This is a genomic window from Shewanella sp. ULN5 (assembly GCF_030731885.1).
Taxonomy (GTDB): domain Bacteria; phylum Pseudomonadota; class Gammaproteobacteria; order Enterobacterales; family Shewanellaceae; genus Shewanella; species Shewanella holmiensis.
In genome coordinates this window covers 163048-179136 of sequence record NZ_JAPJEE010000002.1, presented here as the reverse complement: position 1 = coordinate 179136, position 16089 = coordinate 163048, and the positions used below count along the sequence as shown (strand labels likewise).

12 protein-coding genes, 1 pseudogene and 1 riboswitch are annotated in these 16089 nt (G+C 42.4%); of the genes and pseudogenes, 9 read left to right on the top strand and 4 right to left on the bottom strand.

Annotation, left to right across the window (positions count from 1 at the left end; translation table 11 throughout):
- Positions 1 to 13: 13 nt before the first annotated feature.
- A complete protein-coding gene (kdnB, locus tag ORI98_RS02840; protein WP_261297845.1) occupies positions 14 to 1084 on the bottom strand; it encodes a 3-deoxy-alpha-D-manno-octulosonate 8-oxidase KdnB in 1071 nt (356 codons plus the stop codon).
- 77 nt (positions 1085 to 1161) lie between these two features.
- Positions 1162 to 2346: an 8-amino-3,8-dideoxy-alpha-D-manno-octulosonate transaminase KdnA gene (kdnA, locus tag ORI98_RS02835; protein ID WP_261297844.1), complete on the bottom strand. Its 1185-nt coding sequence runs from the start codon at positions 2344 to 2346 to the stop codon at positions 1162 to 1164.
- 498 nt (positions 2347 to 2844) lie between these two features.
- Positions 2845 to 2944: riboswitch (TPP riboswitch) on the top strand.
- 190 nt (positions 2945 to 3134) lie between these two features.
- Between kdnA and thiC the strand changes: the two genes are divergently transcribed.
- The 8 genes from thiC (at position 3135) to ORI98_RS02795 (ending at position 11816) form a co-directional block, all read left to right on the top strand.
- A complete protein-coding gene (gene thiC / locus ORI98_RS02830; RefSeq protein WP_306134178.1) occupies positions 3135 to 5111 on the top strand; it encodes a phosphomethylpyrimidine synthase ThiC in 1977 nt (658 codons plus the stop codon).
- A complete protein-coding gene (locus ORI98_RS02825) occupies positions 5111 to 7000 on the top strand; it encodes a bifunctional hydroxymethylpyrimidine kinase/phosphomethylpyrimidine kinase (protein WP_306134177.1) in 1890 nt (629 codons plus the stop codon). The genes thiC and ORI98_RS02825 overlap by 1 nt, the downstream gene beginning before the upstream one ends.
- 2 nt (positions 7001 to 7002) lie before the next feature.
- Entirely contained in the window at positions 7003 to 7782 is a 780-nt protein-coding gene (locus ORI98_RS02820) for a HesA/MoeB/ThiF family protein (RefSeq protein WP_306134176.1), read from the top strand.
- A gap of 52 nt (positions 7783 to 7834) precedes the next feature.
- Positions 7835 to 8038, top strand: a complete 204-nt coding sequence (gene thiS, locus ORI98_RS02815) for a sulfur carrier protein ThiS (protein WP_306134175.1) — start codon at positions 7835 to 7837, stop codon at positions 8036 to 8038.
- Positions 8039 to 8040: 2 nt separating this feature from the next.
- Positions 8041 to 8817, top strand: coding sequence for a thiazole synthase (locus ORI98_RS02810; RefSeq protein ID WP_306134333.1), 777 nt, complete (start codon positions 8041 to 8043; stop codon positions 8815 to 8817).
- The gene (gene thiH, locus ORI98_RS02805) at positions 8817 to 9944 is read left to right on the top strand and encodes a 2-iminoacetate synthase ThiH (RefSeq protein WP_306134174.1); all 1128 of its coding nucleotides are present in this window, start codon (positions 8817 to 8819) and stop codon (positions 9942 to 9944) included. The genes ORI98_RS02810 and thiH overlap by 1 nt, the downstream gene beginning before the upstream one ends.
- 69 nt (positions 9945 to 10013) lie before the next feature.
- Positions 10014 to 10295 carry a chemotaxis protein gene (locus ORI98_RS02800; RefSeq protein WP_261297840.1) on the top strand — a complete coding sequence of 94 codons (282 nt, stop codon included), beginning with the start codon at positions 10014 to 10016 and terminating at the stop codon, positions 10293 to 10295.
- 66 nt (positions 10296 to 10361) lie between these two features.
- Positions 10362 to 11816: a putative metalloprotease CJM1_0395 family protein gene (locus tag ORI98_RS02795; protein ID WP_306134173.1), complete on the top strand. Its 1455-nt coding sequence runs from the start codon at positions 10362 to 10364 to the stop codon at positions 11814 to 11816.
- Here the strand turns inward: ORI98_RS02795 and ORI98_RS02790 are convergent.
- Positions 11813 to 12715, bottom strand: coding sequence for a LysR family transcriptional regulator (locus tag ORI98_RS02790; protein ID WP_261297838.1), 903 nt, complete (start codon positions 12713 to 12715; stop codon positions 11813 to 11815). The genes ORI98_RS02795 and ORI98_RS02790 overlap by 4 nt on opposite strands.
- 762 nt (positions 12716 to 13477) lie before the next feature.
- Positions 13478 to 14956, bottom strand: coding sequence for a hypothetical protein (locus ORI98_RS02785; RefSeq protein ID WP_306134172.1), 1479 nt, complete (start codon positions 14954 to 14956; stop codon positions 13478 to 13480).
- A 509-nt stretch (positions 14957 to 15465) separates the two neighbouring features.
- On the opposite strand from ORI98_RS02785, the pseudogene ORI98_RS02780 reads away from it, so the two are divergent.
- A pseudogene (locus ORI98_RS02780) lies at positions 15466 to 16044 on the top strand (transposase); the annotation flags it as partial.
- Positions 16045 to 16089 lie beyond the last annotated feature (45 nt).

The following is a 16089-nucleotide window of genomic DNA, read 5'->3' as shown; positions in this document are numbered from 1 at the left end:
TGACTTAGAAGTATTATATACGACGGAACAGCTTAGTCAGCATTTCATCGGTAACTTTTTCTTCCCAGCCTTTACCGTAAACATTGTCCCATAGTGGTCCCATGCTCTTAGTGACAGCAACCATCTTAGCGATCGTTTCATCTGGTAAGTCTTTACAGATGTTTTTCGGTAATGTGATGTTATGAATTTCCATCATTTTACGGAACTCAGCCACACCTTCAGGATAGAATTCTTCTAACACATCAAATGCTAAACAGTTACCGATACCATGGTGATAACCCAATACATAACCTAAACCATAAGATACCGCATGACAGGCACCTACTTGGCTATAAGCGATACTCATTCCGCCCATATAAGAGGCCATCATTAGCTTGTCATCTTTTTCTGGATGATCGTCTAAGTAAACCTCACGACATAAATCCATCGATTTTTCAGCGAAGGCCTTAGCAAATTCGTTAAGGTAAGTCCCTTGTAAAGACTCAACACAGTGGATAAAGCAGTCCATACCTGTGTAGAACCATTGATCAGTAGGTACACCGGCGATGAGCTCTGAGTCCATAATGATTTGATCAAATACAGTGTAGTCTGAGTTCAAGCCTAACTTACGCACTGGGCCACACAATACTGCGGTGCGTGAAGCTTCTGCGCCAGTTCCTGATACAGTCGGAATACCAATATGGTGGATTGCTGGATTTTTGATTAAATCCCAACCTTGATATTCAGATGAACTACCTGGGTTCGTTAGCATAAGCGATACGGCTTTGGCTAAATCCATTGTAGAACCACCACCTAAACCAACAACACTGACTGGCTGTTTAGTATTAAAGGCTTTTACCTGTGCGGTTAACGCATCAACTTGTACTGTCGTTGGCTCGTCATCTACGTTAACGTAAATCACTAAGTCATGACTTTTGCTAGGAACTCGGCCAGCTAATGGTTTTTCTTGGTGAACGTCGTCTACAAGGAATACCACAAAATCATCAGCTTCTTTGCGTTCTTGAGCTAATACGTCATCAAGTTGTGCGAATGAGCCACGGCCGAAAATCATTTTTGGTACACATTTAAAATTTTTAAAACTCATTACAACACTCTCCAGTTGAGATATTTACTGTAAAAAGTACTGTCACCTCAAAGGAAGTGACAGAATTAAAGGCTAAATTACGCAAAAGCACGTTTGATATTTTCAATACGTTCAGCAATTTGCTCGTCAGTCCAAGACAATTTGATCAGCATCGAAATGGTGCGGCTCATAATGGCATCAGACTTTGGTGTTTTAATTTGAGTATAATCAGGGCGATCAGCGATAAGCATGATAGGTAAAGCAGCAGGGGCTTTTAATTCCTGAATGTGTTTCCAGTTTTTCAAGTAGTGCCAGTTGTTAATATACCAGTAAAAACAACCATCTACTTTGTTAGCAGCCAGTTTTTTGTTGATTTCAATGGTGCGTTCTTCTGTTGGTAAGAAGAAGGTTAAGAAACCGGCAGAGTCACCCTGTGGATCCGGAATTTCACGGAATGTCACTTCAGGAATGCTGGCCATGGCATCTTTGATGGCTTTTTTGTTTTTACGCTGAATTGCGATAATTTTATCTAACTTGCGTAACTGAGCTAAACCCATAGCAGCATTCATTTCAGAAATACGGAAGTTCAAGCCCATAATAGGGTGGCCTTCAGCACCACGATCGTTACCAACATGGTCATGGCCATGATCTGAGAACATGTGGCTATGGTTGTAGATTTCAGTGTTGTTAGTGACTACTGCACCACCTTCACCACAAGTGATGGTTTTTACTGAGTCAAATGAGTAACAACCTACATCACCGATAGTACCTAATGCTTGACCTTTATAACTGCCACCAATGGCTTGGCAAGCATCTTCTAAAATGACTAAGTTATGTTTTTTACAAACGGCTTTAATCTCGTCCATTTTTGCCATAGAGCCACACATATGGACCAAGTTGATGGCTTTAGTACGAGGAGTAATAACGGCTTCAATGCCTTCTGGTGATAAACATAAGGTTTCATCAATTTCAGCAAAAATAGGGACAGCGCCTGCCATGAAGACTGCTTCAACTGAAGCAACAAAGGTAAATGGTGGCACGATAACTTCATCACCAGCGCCAATACCCGCAGCAGCCATAGCGGTTTGAAGAGCGGCTGTGCCACTTGATAAAAGATGAGCATGTTTAACATTCATCTTTTCACAGAGTAACTGCTCCATGTCGCGAGTTTTCCAGCGATCATTGCGCATGTGGTCAAAGTTGTAACGGAAGGTAAAACCGTTTTCCATTACATCAGCGACTTCCTGCTTTTCTTCTGGACCGAATAATTCAAAACCTGGCATGGAAATTATCTCCTAAAATTCTACGCATCTTTGCGTTTACATAAACCCGCTAATTATAACTAGGTTAATGGGGAGACTGCGACAGTTATTGAAAAATAATTCATTTTTCTTTAGTGCTGTAGATTAATTAGTCTAACCCGCGCCTCACAGTAACATATCACCATCTTTATTTAACGATGATTTGGGTGTGATAAGGCATGTATTTAAGCCGAACTGCAAGTTAGCTGATGAGGCCCAAAAGCCTTAACTTGCTTACACTAATAGCGGCGAGTCACAGCAAATAGCTGCTTCAGTGTCGAGGTGAAATTTAAAGTAAGTTATTGCCTCAAATATTGAGTGATGATTGCTGGATAACAGTAATATTTTTAACAGAGGGTATATAAGAGGTGAATCTGAATACAACAACAGACGCTAAAAAAGCGCATGGATTATAAGGGGATAAATATTTAATCTGATTGGTATGACTTGTTTTTAATGAATAATTCTGATTATACTGCTGCCATCTTGTCGGAGTGCCATTAAGGCTGAGACCGTTAATTCGGGATCCGTTGAACCTGATCAGGCTAAAACCTGCGTAGGTAACAAGCATAATAATCTTTAGCGATTATTCATGCGTAAAACTGAAGTGGTTTTACCATACTCACTTCGTTTTACCCGTGTTTCCTCCTTTCGATTATTGACAGTAACTTGAGTCTCACAGTGCTTTTCAACCTGTTATTCATATTGCTGGCTCTCAACACATTTTCCTCCAGACAAGCAACTTTCTCTCATTTAATTCGAGGTTGCTCATGTCAAATCGTCGCCAAACCCGTGCTAGCGCACAAGCTTTTATCGATACCTTAAAACCGTTACAACATCCTAACTCTGAGAAAATTTACCTCTCTGGCAGTCGTGCTGATCTTCGGGTGGGAATGCGTCAAATACTGCAAACCGATACCTTAATTGGTGGCGATGAGCACAATCCAATTATGGAAGCTAATCCTCCGATTAAAGTGTATGACTGTGCTGGCGCCTATTCTGATCCTCAGGCAAACATTAATGTTCGTGAAGGGCTAGCAAAGTTAAGACAAAGCTGGATTGAAGAACGTCATGATACCGAGCAGCTCGATAGTGCAAGCTCGCATTTTACCCAGCAAAGATTAGCCGATGATGGTTTAGACCATTTACGTTTTGATGCATTGGTTCCACCACGCCGTGCCAAAGTCGGTAAGCGGGTAACCCAAATGCATTATGCTCGTCAGGGTATTATTACCCCAGAAATGGAATACATTGCCATTCGTGAAAACATGGCAAGACAAGACATTGCCGACACAGTGTTAACCCAAAAAGCACAAGGCGAGGCGTTTGGCGCAGAAATTGGCGCATTAATCACCCCAGAGTTCGTGCGCAGCGAAGTGGCAAGAGGCCGAGCAATCATCCCGCTTAACATCAATCATCCTGAATCAGAACCTATGATTATCGGGCGTAATTTTTTAGTTAAAGTGAACGCCAATATTGGTAATTCAGCAGTAACATCTTCAATCGAAGAAGAAGTGGAAAAGCTGGTTTGGTCTACTCGTTGGGGCGCTGATACCGTGATGGATTTATCGACTGGGCGCTATATTCATGAAACCCGTGAATGGATCATTCGCAATTCCCCCGTGCCTATTGGCACAGTACCGATTTATCAAGCACTAGAGAAAGTGAATGGCGTGGCTGAAGATCTCACCTGGGAAGTCTTTAGAGATACCTTAATTGAACAAGCCGAGCAGGGCGTTGATTACTTTACCATTCATGCTGGAGTGTTATTACGTTATGTGCCGATGACGGCAAAACGCTTAACTGGCATTGTGTCCCGTGGTGGTTCAATAATGGCAAAGTGGTGTTTAAGTCACCATAAAGAAAGTTTTTTATATGAGCACTTTCGCGAAATTTGCGAGCTGTGTGCTGCGTATGATGTGTCATTGTCTTTGGGCGATGGTATGCGTCCAGGCTCGATTGCTGATGCCAATGATGAGGCACAATTTGCAGAACTTGAAACCTTAGGTGAACTGGTGAAAATTGCCTGGGAATATGATGTACAAACCATCATAGAAGGTCCTGGGCATGTGCCTATGCAGCTTATTAAAGTGAATATGGAAAAACAATTAGCCCATTGTGATGAAGCGCCATTTTATACCTTAGGCCCACAAACCACAGATATCGCACCGGGTTATGACCATTTTACTTCTGGTATTGGCGCCGCCATGATGGCCTGGTATGGCGTAGCGATGCTGTGTTATGTCACCCCCAAAGAGCATTTAGGCTTACCCAATAAAGAAGATGTAAAACAAGGACTCATTGCCTACAAAATCGCCGCCCATGCCGCCGATGTGGCTAAAGGGCATCCGGGAGCGCAGGTAAGAGACAACGCATTATCAAAAGCGCGATTTGAATTCCGTTGGGAAGACCAATACAACCTTGGACTTGATCCTGAAACCGCCAGAGCCTTTCACGATGAGTCATTACCGCAAGAGTCGGCTAAGGTTGCGCATTTTTGCTCTATGTGTGGGCCTAAATTTTGCTCGATGAAAATTACTCAGGATGTACGTGAATATGCCGCGAAGCTTGAAAAACAAGCCGAGCAAAAAGTAGAGGTGATTTCACCTGCTGATTATCAGTCTTACCAAACAAGCGGCAGTAAAGTTGATGAAATTGCTCAGCAGATGGCGCAAAAATCAGTTGAGTTTAAAGCAACAGGCTCATCGCTTTATCATCCTAAAACGCTGGTTGAGGTTGTGGAATAATGTCTGCCACGGATATGTTGTTGCCGTTATCTGCGGCTGAAACGCCCAGTCGCCAGCAAAAATCAGTGAATAAAATCGTCTGGTCGATAGCGGGATCTGATAGTGGCGGCGGTGCTGGTATTCAGGCTGATTTAGCCACTATTCAAGATTTAAATTGCCATGCATGTACGGTGATCACTACGCTGACGGCGCAAAATTCGGTCAATGTTAATTTGGTCGAGGCGGTATCTGAGGCAATGTTATTTGCGCAACTGGATAGCCTGTTGTCAGATATGCCACCAGATGCAATCAAAATTGGTTTAATTGCTAATCAGCAGCAAGTAAACCAATTGGCACAATGGTTATCAGCTTCTATTGTGAAGGCTAATCGATACGTGCCGATTATTTTAGATCCTGTGATGGTGGCCAGTAGTGGCAATTTGTTAAATCAGCATGTAGTTGATTTTTCACCATTACGTGGTGTCGTCAGTGTGATCACTCCAAATCAGTCAGAGCTGATTGCTCTGGCGCGCGCTTTTAAAAGTGATGCACGCAATCAAGCTTCCAGCCAAGCAGGCAATCATGCTGAAGTGAACCATCAAGCTGACCCACAGATAAACGTCAAAGATGTGTTTACCTCGATAACGCCAAACACTACCTCATCCAATGAGGCGTTAACTTTGGCAAAAATGGTGCTTATGGCGCAGCAAGTCAGTCGTTATTTGGGTTGTCATGTTGTTGCAAAGGGCGGCGATGCAGCATGGCAAGCTGATAGGGCGATGGATGTGTATGTTTGTCAGCACGTTGAGGGGGGCAGCGCTGAACATAACGACAGTGTTTTTGTGCTCAGCAGTCAGCGAGTCGACACGGCTAACAATCATGGCAGTGGCTGCACCTTATCTAGCGCTATGGCTTGTTTTTTAGCACAAGACTTTGTGTTACATGATGCGGTAGTGCTAGCAAAAGCCTATGTTACAAGCGGGCTAATACAAAGCATTAAAGTCGCTAGCGGTCCAGGCTATTTAGCCAGAACGGGTTGGCCAACATCGCTTGAATTAATGCCGCATATTGTACCGTTAATAGTAAGGGATAGCGCGAATAGGTTACTTAATGATGCCAGTATTGAGCAGCAAATTAGCCAGTCAATACGGCAAAAAAAGCAATATCAATTTAGCAAACTGTCCACGCCTCTTGAGGTTTATCCTGTGGTGGCAAACATTTCAATGTTGGAGATGTTGTTAGGCGCTGGTTGTAAAACCCTACAGTTGCGGCTTAAGCCAGAGATCAGTTGTTGCGATAAAGGCATCGCCTTTGAAGATGAGCAGCAAAAAGCTCAATGGATTGAGCAGCAAGTGTTTAACGCAATTCAATTAAGCCGAAAATTTAATGCACAGTTATTTATAAATGATCATTGGCAGTTAGCCCTAAAATACGGCGCATTTGGTGTTCATTTAGGCCAAGAAGATGCCTTGTCAGCTGATTTAGCCGCTTTAGCGGAAAATAACATCGCACTGGGGTTATCCAGCCACAGCTATTTTGAAATATTACTCGCCACTCAAGTTAATCCATCTTATATCGCACTGGGTCATATTTTTGCCACCACCACAAAAAACATGCCCTCTACACCTCAAGGGTTAACTAAATTAGCTAAATATACTTCGTTATTGAAACATCATTTTCCAACGGTAGCCATTGGCGGTATTGATAGCCAAAACCTCAAGGATATTGCCGTCACTGGCGTGGATGATGTGGCTGTGGTCAGGGCGATAACTCAGGCGCGCGAACCTGTTGAGGCATATAAGTCATTAAATAAGCAATGGCAAACGCTCAAAAGCTTATCCGTTATCGCTGATTCAAAGGGATTAAATAACAGCACTATTAGTACTGAACCCTATCAGGAGGCATTGTGAAAATGAGTTTGAACGATCATCAATACATACTCTATTCCAAACAAATGTTATTGGCTGATGTTTCTGAGCAAGGGCAACTAACCTTGATGAAAGCTGAAGTGACAGTGGTAGGCGTGGGCGGGCTTGGACAGCTGGTGGCACAATATCTGGCTGCATCTGGCGTGGGCCATGTACATCTGATTGATGACGATAAGGTTGCGTTATCCAATTTGCCAAGACAGTTATTGTTTAGCGCAAATGATATCGAGGTTAATAAAGCGCAAGTTGCCGCCAACAAGCTACAACAGCGTAATCCCGACAGCCAGGTGTCAGCCCACCCAACACGGTTAACCTCGGACAATTATCTGACGCTATTCAATACGATATCGCCACAAGTGATATTTGATTGCAGTGATAATTTTGCAACGCGCCAGTTAATTAATCGCATTGCGGTTGAGCGACACCTGCCGTTGTTCAGCGCAGCTATTTCAGGCGATCAGGGCCAATGGTTTGCCTACTTACCTGAGTCTGTTTTGACAAAAAATCCGGCATTAAACACAAAGCCACATGGATGTTACCACTGTGTATTTCCAGCTGACAGTTTGCTCAGTCAAAACTGCAGCCAAATGGGGGTGTTAGGACCTGCGGTAGGGATCATGGCATCAATGCAGGCATTAGCTGGCATGAACCACATTATTGGCAGACAAGTTGAATTTGGTGTACTGCATCGATTTGATGCTAAGCGGTTGTCATGGTCAAAAGCGACGATGGCCATTGATAAACACTGTTGCGTTTGTCGCTAATTTATTCACTAGCAGATAGCAGATAGCAGATAGCAAAGCATAAGGGATTTAAGTGATAGAAATATACATTAATGGTGAGCGGCACAAGCTTACAGCCAATATCACTTTGGTAGAGATACTCGCGCTAAAGCAAGTCGCAGAACAAAGTGTTGCTGTGGTGGTTAATCAAATCATTATACCGCGCAGCGAATGGCCACATTACCAGTGTCAGATTGGTGATCAGGTAGAATTTTTTTCTGCAGTAGCAGGAGGGTAATGATGTTAACGATAGCCGATCACCAATTTGAATCTCGTTTATTTACGGGAACAGGTAAATTTGCCAATTCGACAACCATGCTTGCGGCAATTGAAGCGTCAGGTTCACAATTGGTGACTTTAGCCATGAAGCGCATCGATTTTAAGATGGGCTTAGATGATTTACTCAGTCCATTGCAATCGCGTGGCGTTAAACTGTTACCTAATACCGCTGGGGCAAGAAATGCCAAAGAAGCCATATTTGCCGCTGAGTTGGCTTATGAAATGCTTGGCACAAAATGGCTAAAACTAGAAATTCATCCCGATCCCAAATATCTACTGCCCGATCCTATTGAGACCCTCAATGCAGCCAAAGTGCTGTGTGAAAAGGGTTTTATTGTATTGCCTTATATTCATGCTGACCCAGTGCTATGCAGAAGATTAGAAGAGGTAGGGTGCGCTGCGGTGATGCCTCTTGGCAGTCCAATTGGCAGTAATCAGGGGCTTGCCACTGAAGCGTTTTTAAAAATTATCATCGAGCAGTCATCCGTTCCCGTGATTGTTGACGCAGGTATTGGCGCGCCTTCACAAGCGTGTCGAGCGATGGAAATGGGCGCTGACGCAGTGCTGGTCAATACTGCCATAGCCAGCAGTGCCAATCCTATTTTAATGGCTCACTGTTTTCAGCAAGCAGTAGAAAGTGGTCGTAAAGCTTACAAGGCAGGCTTAGGCGTGGTAAGCCAAAATGCGAATAATACAAGCCCTCTAACTGGTTTTTTAGCCACTAGCAAGGTGTCGTAATGAGTTTTTCAGCGCGTTTTAGTCAGTTGAATATTGATGATTTATCAATGAAGCTATACGCCTCAACAGCAGCTGATGTTGAGCGGGCACTACAGCATCCCAGTGGCAATTTAAATAGTTTGCTGGCATTGTTATCACCCGCAGCGCAGCCGTATATAGAACAAATGGCTCAGGCGGCTGCACAATTAACTCGCCAGCGTTTTGGTGCTAATTTAGGATTGTATCTACCGCTTTATCTATCCAATTTATGCGCTAATGAATGTGATTATTGTGGTTTTAGCATGAGTAATAAAATCAAGCGCAAAACCCTTAATGATGCAGAAATACTGGCAGAAGTCGAAATCATAAAATCGCGAGGATTTGATTCGATTTTATTGGTTTCTGGTGAACATGAGACAAAAGTGGGGATAGAGTATTTTGCCCATGTGCTACCACTCATTAAGCAGCATTTTAGTTATGTCGCGATGGAGGTACAGCCGTTAAAAGCGGACGAGTATCAACGTCTGGTTGCATTGGGATTAGATGCCGTGATGGTCTATCAAGAAACCTATCGCGCACAAACTTATGCAAAGCATCACACTCGCGGAAAAAAACAAGATTTTACCCACCGTTTAGATACTCCTGACCGAGTGGCTAAGGCTGGCGTTGATAAAATCGGTTTAGGCGTGCTGCTTGGGTTAGATGATTGGCGATTAGATGCACTGCTAATGGGTTATCATCTGGATTATCTTGAGCGGCACTATTGGCGAACGCGTTATAGTATTTCACTGCCAAGGCTTCGGCCATGTACAGGTGGTATTGAGCCTAAAGTGCTGTTAACCGATACCGGTTTAGTGCAAATGATTTGTGCTTTTAGATTGTTCAATCAACAACTTGATATCAGCCTTTCAACCCGTGAAACGCCAGAGTTAAGGGATAATTTACTGCCACTTGGGGTTACACAATTAAGCGCGGGCAGCTCCACTCAGCCAGGAGGCTACCAGCAACCTGACAGTCAGTTAGATCAATTTGAAATAAGCGATGAACGTTCAGTAGATGACGTTATAGTCGCCATGAAAACCCGCGGCTTTAATCCAGTATTTAAAGATTGGGAAAAAGCGTGGGGAGTAAATAACGTCAATGGTTAAATACTGTACATTTAAGCCTGCATGAGCGATACTGTTCAGCAGGCTCACCTGTTTATTTAAGGACGTTTTATGCAAATTCAATCCGCGTATTCATCGGGTGTTCAAGGTTTACAAAGTGCGCAACAAGGTCTTGCTCAAGCCACTACGGCAGTTGCTGCGCCAGATCCAAAACCAACAGCACCTCCAGCTCAACAAGACACGGTCACATTAAGTAGTCGTGCTGTTGATCAGTCTGATAAAACGAGTGCATTGGTGTCTGCTGTTGAGTCCCAACAGCAGGGCGAAGCCTCAGTTAAAGTGATAGAAGCTGCCACTGAAACAGTGGGTAGCATTATCAATATTGAGGCATAATAACTAAGCTAGGTGTTGACTGACCAATCAAGTCTGCAGCCAAACTTAGCTTATTAGTGATGAAAAATGGATATTCGTCAATCAAGCTTAACCATGAATTCTTTACAACCTGCTGCGACTCAATCAAAGCAGGTTTTGTCGTTATCCGCGAATACCCATTCAGTCAATTCAAGCTCTGCTAAACCTGCGTCGATTAATGCCGCTGCGATAAATCATCAGCAATCTGTTAATCCTGGTTTAAGTGCAACCACTGCAGCGATCACTAAATCAGCTGTACTTTCTAGCCCAAATGTAAACTTAACCTCTACAACGGTTGCTGCTATTTCTAAGGTTACGCCAGCGGCAACGACGTCGGTGTCAACATCCTCATCGTCAAATATCTCGCAAAGCAATAGTTTTAACTTACGCACTGGAGCAAGCCAAATTGGTGGTTTTAATCCTGGACAAATAGCTAATCTATCTGGCGCTAGAGCGGGCACATCGCCATCATTAACCACTTTAACCGAAGCAAGTTTTACCCCAACAAGCACCAATAACGCTATTAATTCAGAACCGAATTCATTATCTGATACCACAGCCGTCGCCAATCCTTTTCAATCAGGGTCACCCTCATTGGATGATGCAAATGATGCAGCCGTAGAAGAGAGGGTTAATCCATTTGAGGATACAAGCTTGGCAGATGATGCGACTCAGCAAGATGAATTATCGCCAGCTATTCAAGAGGTTACTAAAGAAGCTGAACCAGAAAAACAACAAGTAGTTCAACCTCAATTTAGCCAAATAAATCAACAGTCCGATGCAGAAAAAGCCGCTGAACAAGCTGAAAAGCAAGTAAAGGCGCAGCAACAAAAAGCCATTCAAGCTGAACAACAAATTATTAATGAGCTGTCCAAGCGTGACACTGAAGTTAAAACCCACGAACAAGCCCATAAAGCCATCGGCGGGATGTTTGCTCAAAGCCCATCTTTTTCTTATGAGAAAGGGCCAGATGGTAAGCGTTATGCGGTTGATGGAGAAGTACAAATTGATGTGGGTGTGATAAAAGGCGATCCACAAGCAACCTTTAATAAAATGCAAAAAGTTTACGCCGCAGCAATGGCGCCGAATCAGCCATCAAGTGCTGATATTCGTGTTGCGGCAGAGGCTGTGCAAAAAATGAATCAAGCCAAGGCTGAAATGGCCGAACAAAGACAGGAAAAAATTGTTCCCGCTGAAGACATTCAGTATATCAATGAATTGGCTAATATTTATAAACAGGCAAACGTTGAACAAAATGGATTTCAGGAGTCACAATTAACCCCGTTCACATTACCTGATGATAATGCTTCGAAACCAAAAGTGACGCTTGCTGCCAAAAATGAGGGCGCTGAACTGTCTAATCCAGCAAGTCGATTTATCGAAAAAATGAATGAATCGGTCGATACCCAATCACCGCAGATGCCATCGGCAACCTTAGCTTACTTCAAAAATCAACAGCCTGAGCCCACCAACAACTTATCCACTTTAGCCTTTTCGGTTTAAACCGCCACAGCTTCAATATCATGTTGAAGTAAAATCAAACTTTCCAATAGCTTACAGGCTGGGCCCTGTCTGTCACGATTAGGAATAATGATGTTTAAGGTGATCCTGCGTTGGTAACTGCCATGCAATTTGAGTTTGTGTAACTTTCCTTGCTTTAAATCGTCTTCAACTAGAAAATTGGGGATCCAACAAAAACCAATGTTTCTGCTTAAAATGACCTTGGCTTCATGAAAATTCGACACGGTAATCCGCTGCTCAGCTTTTAACCAGCCAATATCATTCATTGAGTTAGACCCCGTGTCTTTGATGACTATCTGTAAATACTGAGCAAGTTGTTTTTCATCTTCAATCACCCCAAATTGCGCTAAGGGGTGATCAGGATGGCAAACTAAATCAAAATCACATTCGCCTAAAGGCTGGGCTAAATGTCCGCGTGGTGGTGTGGCACAAATAGCAATATTAACCATCTGTTGATTAATTAAATCATGGGTGCCTGAAATAACTGAATCAAGCACTGTCACTCGTGTACCACGGCTTAGCGGAATAAAAGCTTCCAGTGCATCGACTAACTTTTCAGTTGGGTAAATAATTTCTTTGGCAATGGTTAAGCTTGGCTCCCAACCTTGGCCTAAGTTTGTTGCTAACTGCTCTAGCTCATCTACCGATTGAGTGAGGTGGCGTGAGCGACGCAGCAATACTTCACCTTGCTCTGTTAGATAGGCTTTGCGACCTTTTACTTCTAATAACTGAATACCTAATTGATGCTGCAATTTGGCAACAGCATGATTAAGTGATGATTGGCTTTTATTGAGTTGTTCAGCCGCCTGAGCATAACCACCATGATCAACCACAGCTTGTAAAATACGCCATTGTTCTAAGGTTGATTTTGCACGATTCATATAAAAGCCTTTAACTTGGTTGTTCGGGTAGTCGAAAAGATGTAACCAGCATTCAGATAGTAGCATTTTGTAGCACAAAGCAAAGCGGATAGGGCGCTTTTAAATCTGTTGACAGTATGGCATCACTTTTTATCGACTTGAGACTGAATGCTGGTGCCTGGGGCGAATCCTTCAAACCATGGTATTTATTTACCGACATGCGCAAGAATGTCCATATGAGCTCGGCCGCCCGTTCATGGGGCGGACGACTCGCAAACACTCATGGAGCATATGGCTAAGCTGATGGTTTAAGCAAATAAGCTGATATTGAGTGTTTCAATCCTCAGATTTGAATGTAATAGCTAGGTATTTATAAAGTGTACTCTGACCCGATGACCCTTTTTTCTATCAAATTTAACCTTTTTGATACTCCGTTCGCAGCCATCTCAATGAGTGTTCTCATTTATGATGCTTTCCCGGGACGGCATAGGAGTAGTATGGAAATTATGGTGCATAGTTATTGATTAACTATCGGGGGCAACTTTTTTAACCGCCAATAGCTCAGCCATGGTGAGCGTTTCACAATACAAAACGCCCGATGAGGTTCATCAGGCGTTTTAGGAGGGAATAAGTGTCAACTTATTTCAGGATTAAACATTGATAAACCCTGAACGGTATGCACGACATTGAGTGTTCTATACTGCCAGCTTCGTTAAACTAGCACTTTCAGCTCAAATCTTCTGAGGAAAGTGCATGTCTGCGAGGCCTGATTTTTAGCTTAAATTAGAACCGATAACCAAAGTTAAGCGTATATGAATCACGGGTTTCACCTTTACTGTAAAGAGCGGTTATGTTGTAGTTCTTACCGATTTGCTTATTAAAACCAATAAGATATGCCCACTGATTTAATTCAACGCCAACATCATAAGTAAAATCTTGATCAAGTCCATCAATTTTACCTAAATTACCCGACATGGTAGAATCGAGGCCTTGATATTCTGCACCTAAAAATAATTGCGCGCGATAATCAACAAATTGATAACCAAGCATAGGCTGAACGGTAATGATACCATCGCCCCAATCTTGTCCACTTAATTTAGTGGCAGCGTATGTGGTATTCACCGAGGCAAAAAACTCCCGGTAACCTACAGACAAGGTTGTACCGACACCAACTACGTCATAATCGAGTTCCAATGGCACATCAAACTCTGCTGGTGAACAAATAGGCAAGCCGGCTTTTTCAGCTATGCCACAAACTAAGTCGGCTTTGAATTCCCCCCACCGTTCAACGAACACATTACGAATATTACCTGTGTAATCGGCATTGACAACTGCATCTACATTAATTTTGCCGTAGATTGCATAGACATTCCAAAACGGTAAAATATTAACATCTGCTCTGAGGGTAGCACTCTCAGCGGTTACTGAGCCCGAAGTTGTCTTTGGATCAAAAAACTCATCAAGATTGATCCCCATAATGTTAAAAGACGTGAAAGGCACATCCATATCCTGTTTGCGCATTGCTATCGAGAAACCATATGGCAGCGGGACATCAATACCTTGGCGACGGACTAAGTCAGCCATTAACGGGAGAGGTCTTTTTAAATCGACCTTTTCTTCGTGAATACGTGGGTCAGATACTTGAGCTAATAAATCTGCATCAATGACTTCAACAGTATTTTTTCTATCGTACAGCGCAATGGTTTTGGTTGTTGTTGTGACAGTGATAGGTTTGCTTTTTTTTCTACCGATGATTTTCTCAACTTTTTCTTTTACATAATGATTGCCGTTATCTAAATAACCAAAATCGGTAGTCTGACTATAATCGGAAACGATAATGTCATTTAATTCAAAAGATTGATTATTAGAAATGACCATTTTAATTGCTTTGCCATCTTTTGCTGTTAAGGCAACTTTCATAAAACGGAAATAGGCAATGTTTTGTGGCAGTTGATATTTGGAGTAATTGAAACGGATCTCAACTTCGCCATTAGCTTTTTCAGCCACTTTTAACGTTGATCTATCTAAGCTTTCTGCATATTGACGGAGTAAATATTCAGATTTTGTTAAATCTTCAATTCGAGCGATAACGTCTTCATCTTGATCAAGTTTAGCTGGGTCGTATTTTATTCTTAGATCAATATTATTTTTTTCATCGACGCTTTGAACTAAAAATATTTCAGATGATTTTATTTCACCATCATATTCGGTTACCCTGATAGCATGTTCCACAAGATTTTCACCTTGTATCATAGAATTCATAGCAATCTTAGGTATCTCGGGAGATAGTCCGTACCGTTCAAATACATTCACATCCTTTTCAACGCTTTTAAATAGTAGCGGCTCACTCTCTTCAGCTATCGCTCCATTACATAAAAGCAAACTAGCGAGTGTTATACCTAAGATTTTGTTCATTTTATTAACACCCCACATAAAAATGATTAATTTATCGTCTGAATAAAACATATTTTAAAATTTTTACTAAAAAAATATCTTAAAAAGTATTCTAGCAAAAAAACACAACATTAAGGTAACTGATTTTCAACATTTTTAAGTGATGCAAGTACAAAAGTTTAAACTAATTTGTCTGAATCCTTCTGTTTAAGAGTGTAGGTTGAAAGTGGCTACACAATTGGAGTTACATATTGGTGTTTTCATGCGAAAAAAATTCAAAATAAATAGGACAGACAATGAATAGAACACCCAAAGTTTATGGCACATAAATAGATCTTCGACTTTACTTTGGTTAAGCATTAAACAAGCAGGTTTTTATGCCGCACCCTCGTCGAACTCAAATTAGCCTTGAAGACACACCTTACTACCATTGTTGTAGCCGCGTTGTACGTAGGGCTTTCTTGTGCGGCAATGATGCGCTTTCAGGTAAAAATTATGACCATCGCCGTAGTTGGATTGAAACACGACTCTTTCAACTTGAGCGTGTTTTTGTTATTGATATAGCCGCTTTGCGGTGATGTCGAATCATCTGCATGTGGTGTTGCTTATCGATGTAAAAAGTGTAAATCGCTGGACAGACCGAGAAATAGCTGAGCTGTGGCATAAGTTGTTTTAACGGAGACGACTTAACGCGAAAATTCGTCAAAGGTGCGCTAGTTGAACCTCACGAAGTGGTCAGGTTAAGGCATGCGATAGCGATTTACCGAAGTCGGTTATGTGACATAAGTTGATTCATGCGCTGTTTAAATGAACCCATGGCTCGGCAAGCCAATCAAGAAGATAACTGTACGGGTCGCTTCTGGGAAGGGCGCTTTAAATCCCAAGCCTTGCTCGATGAAGCCGCAGTATTAGCCTGTATGGCTTATGTTGATTTGAACTCAATTAGAGCCAAAATGGGTGGCAACCTTTTTGGCTTCAATGAAGCGAGCATACATCATACA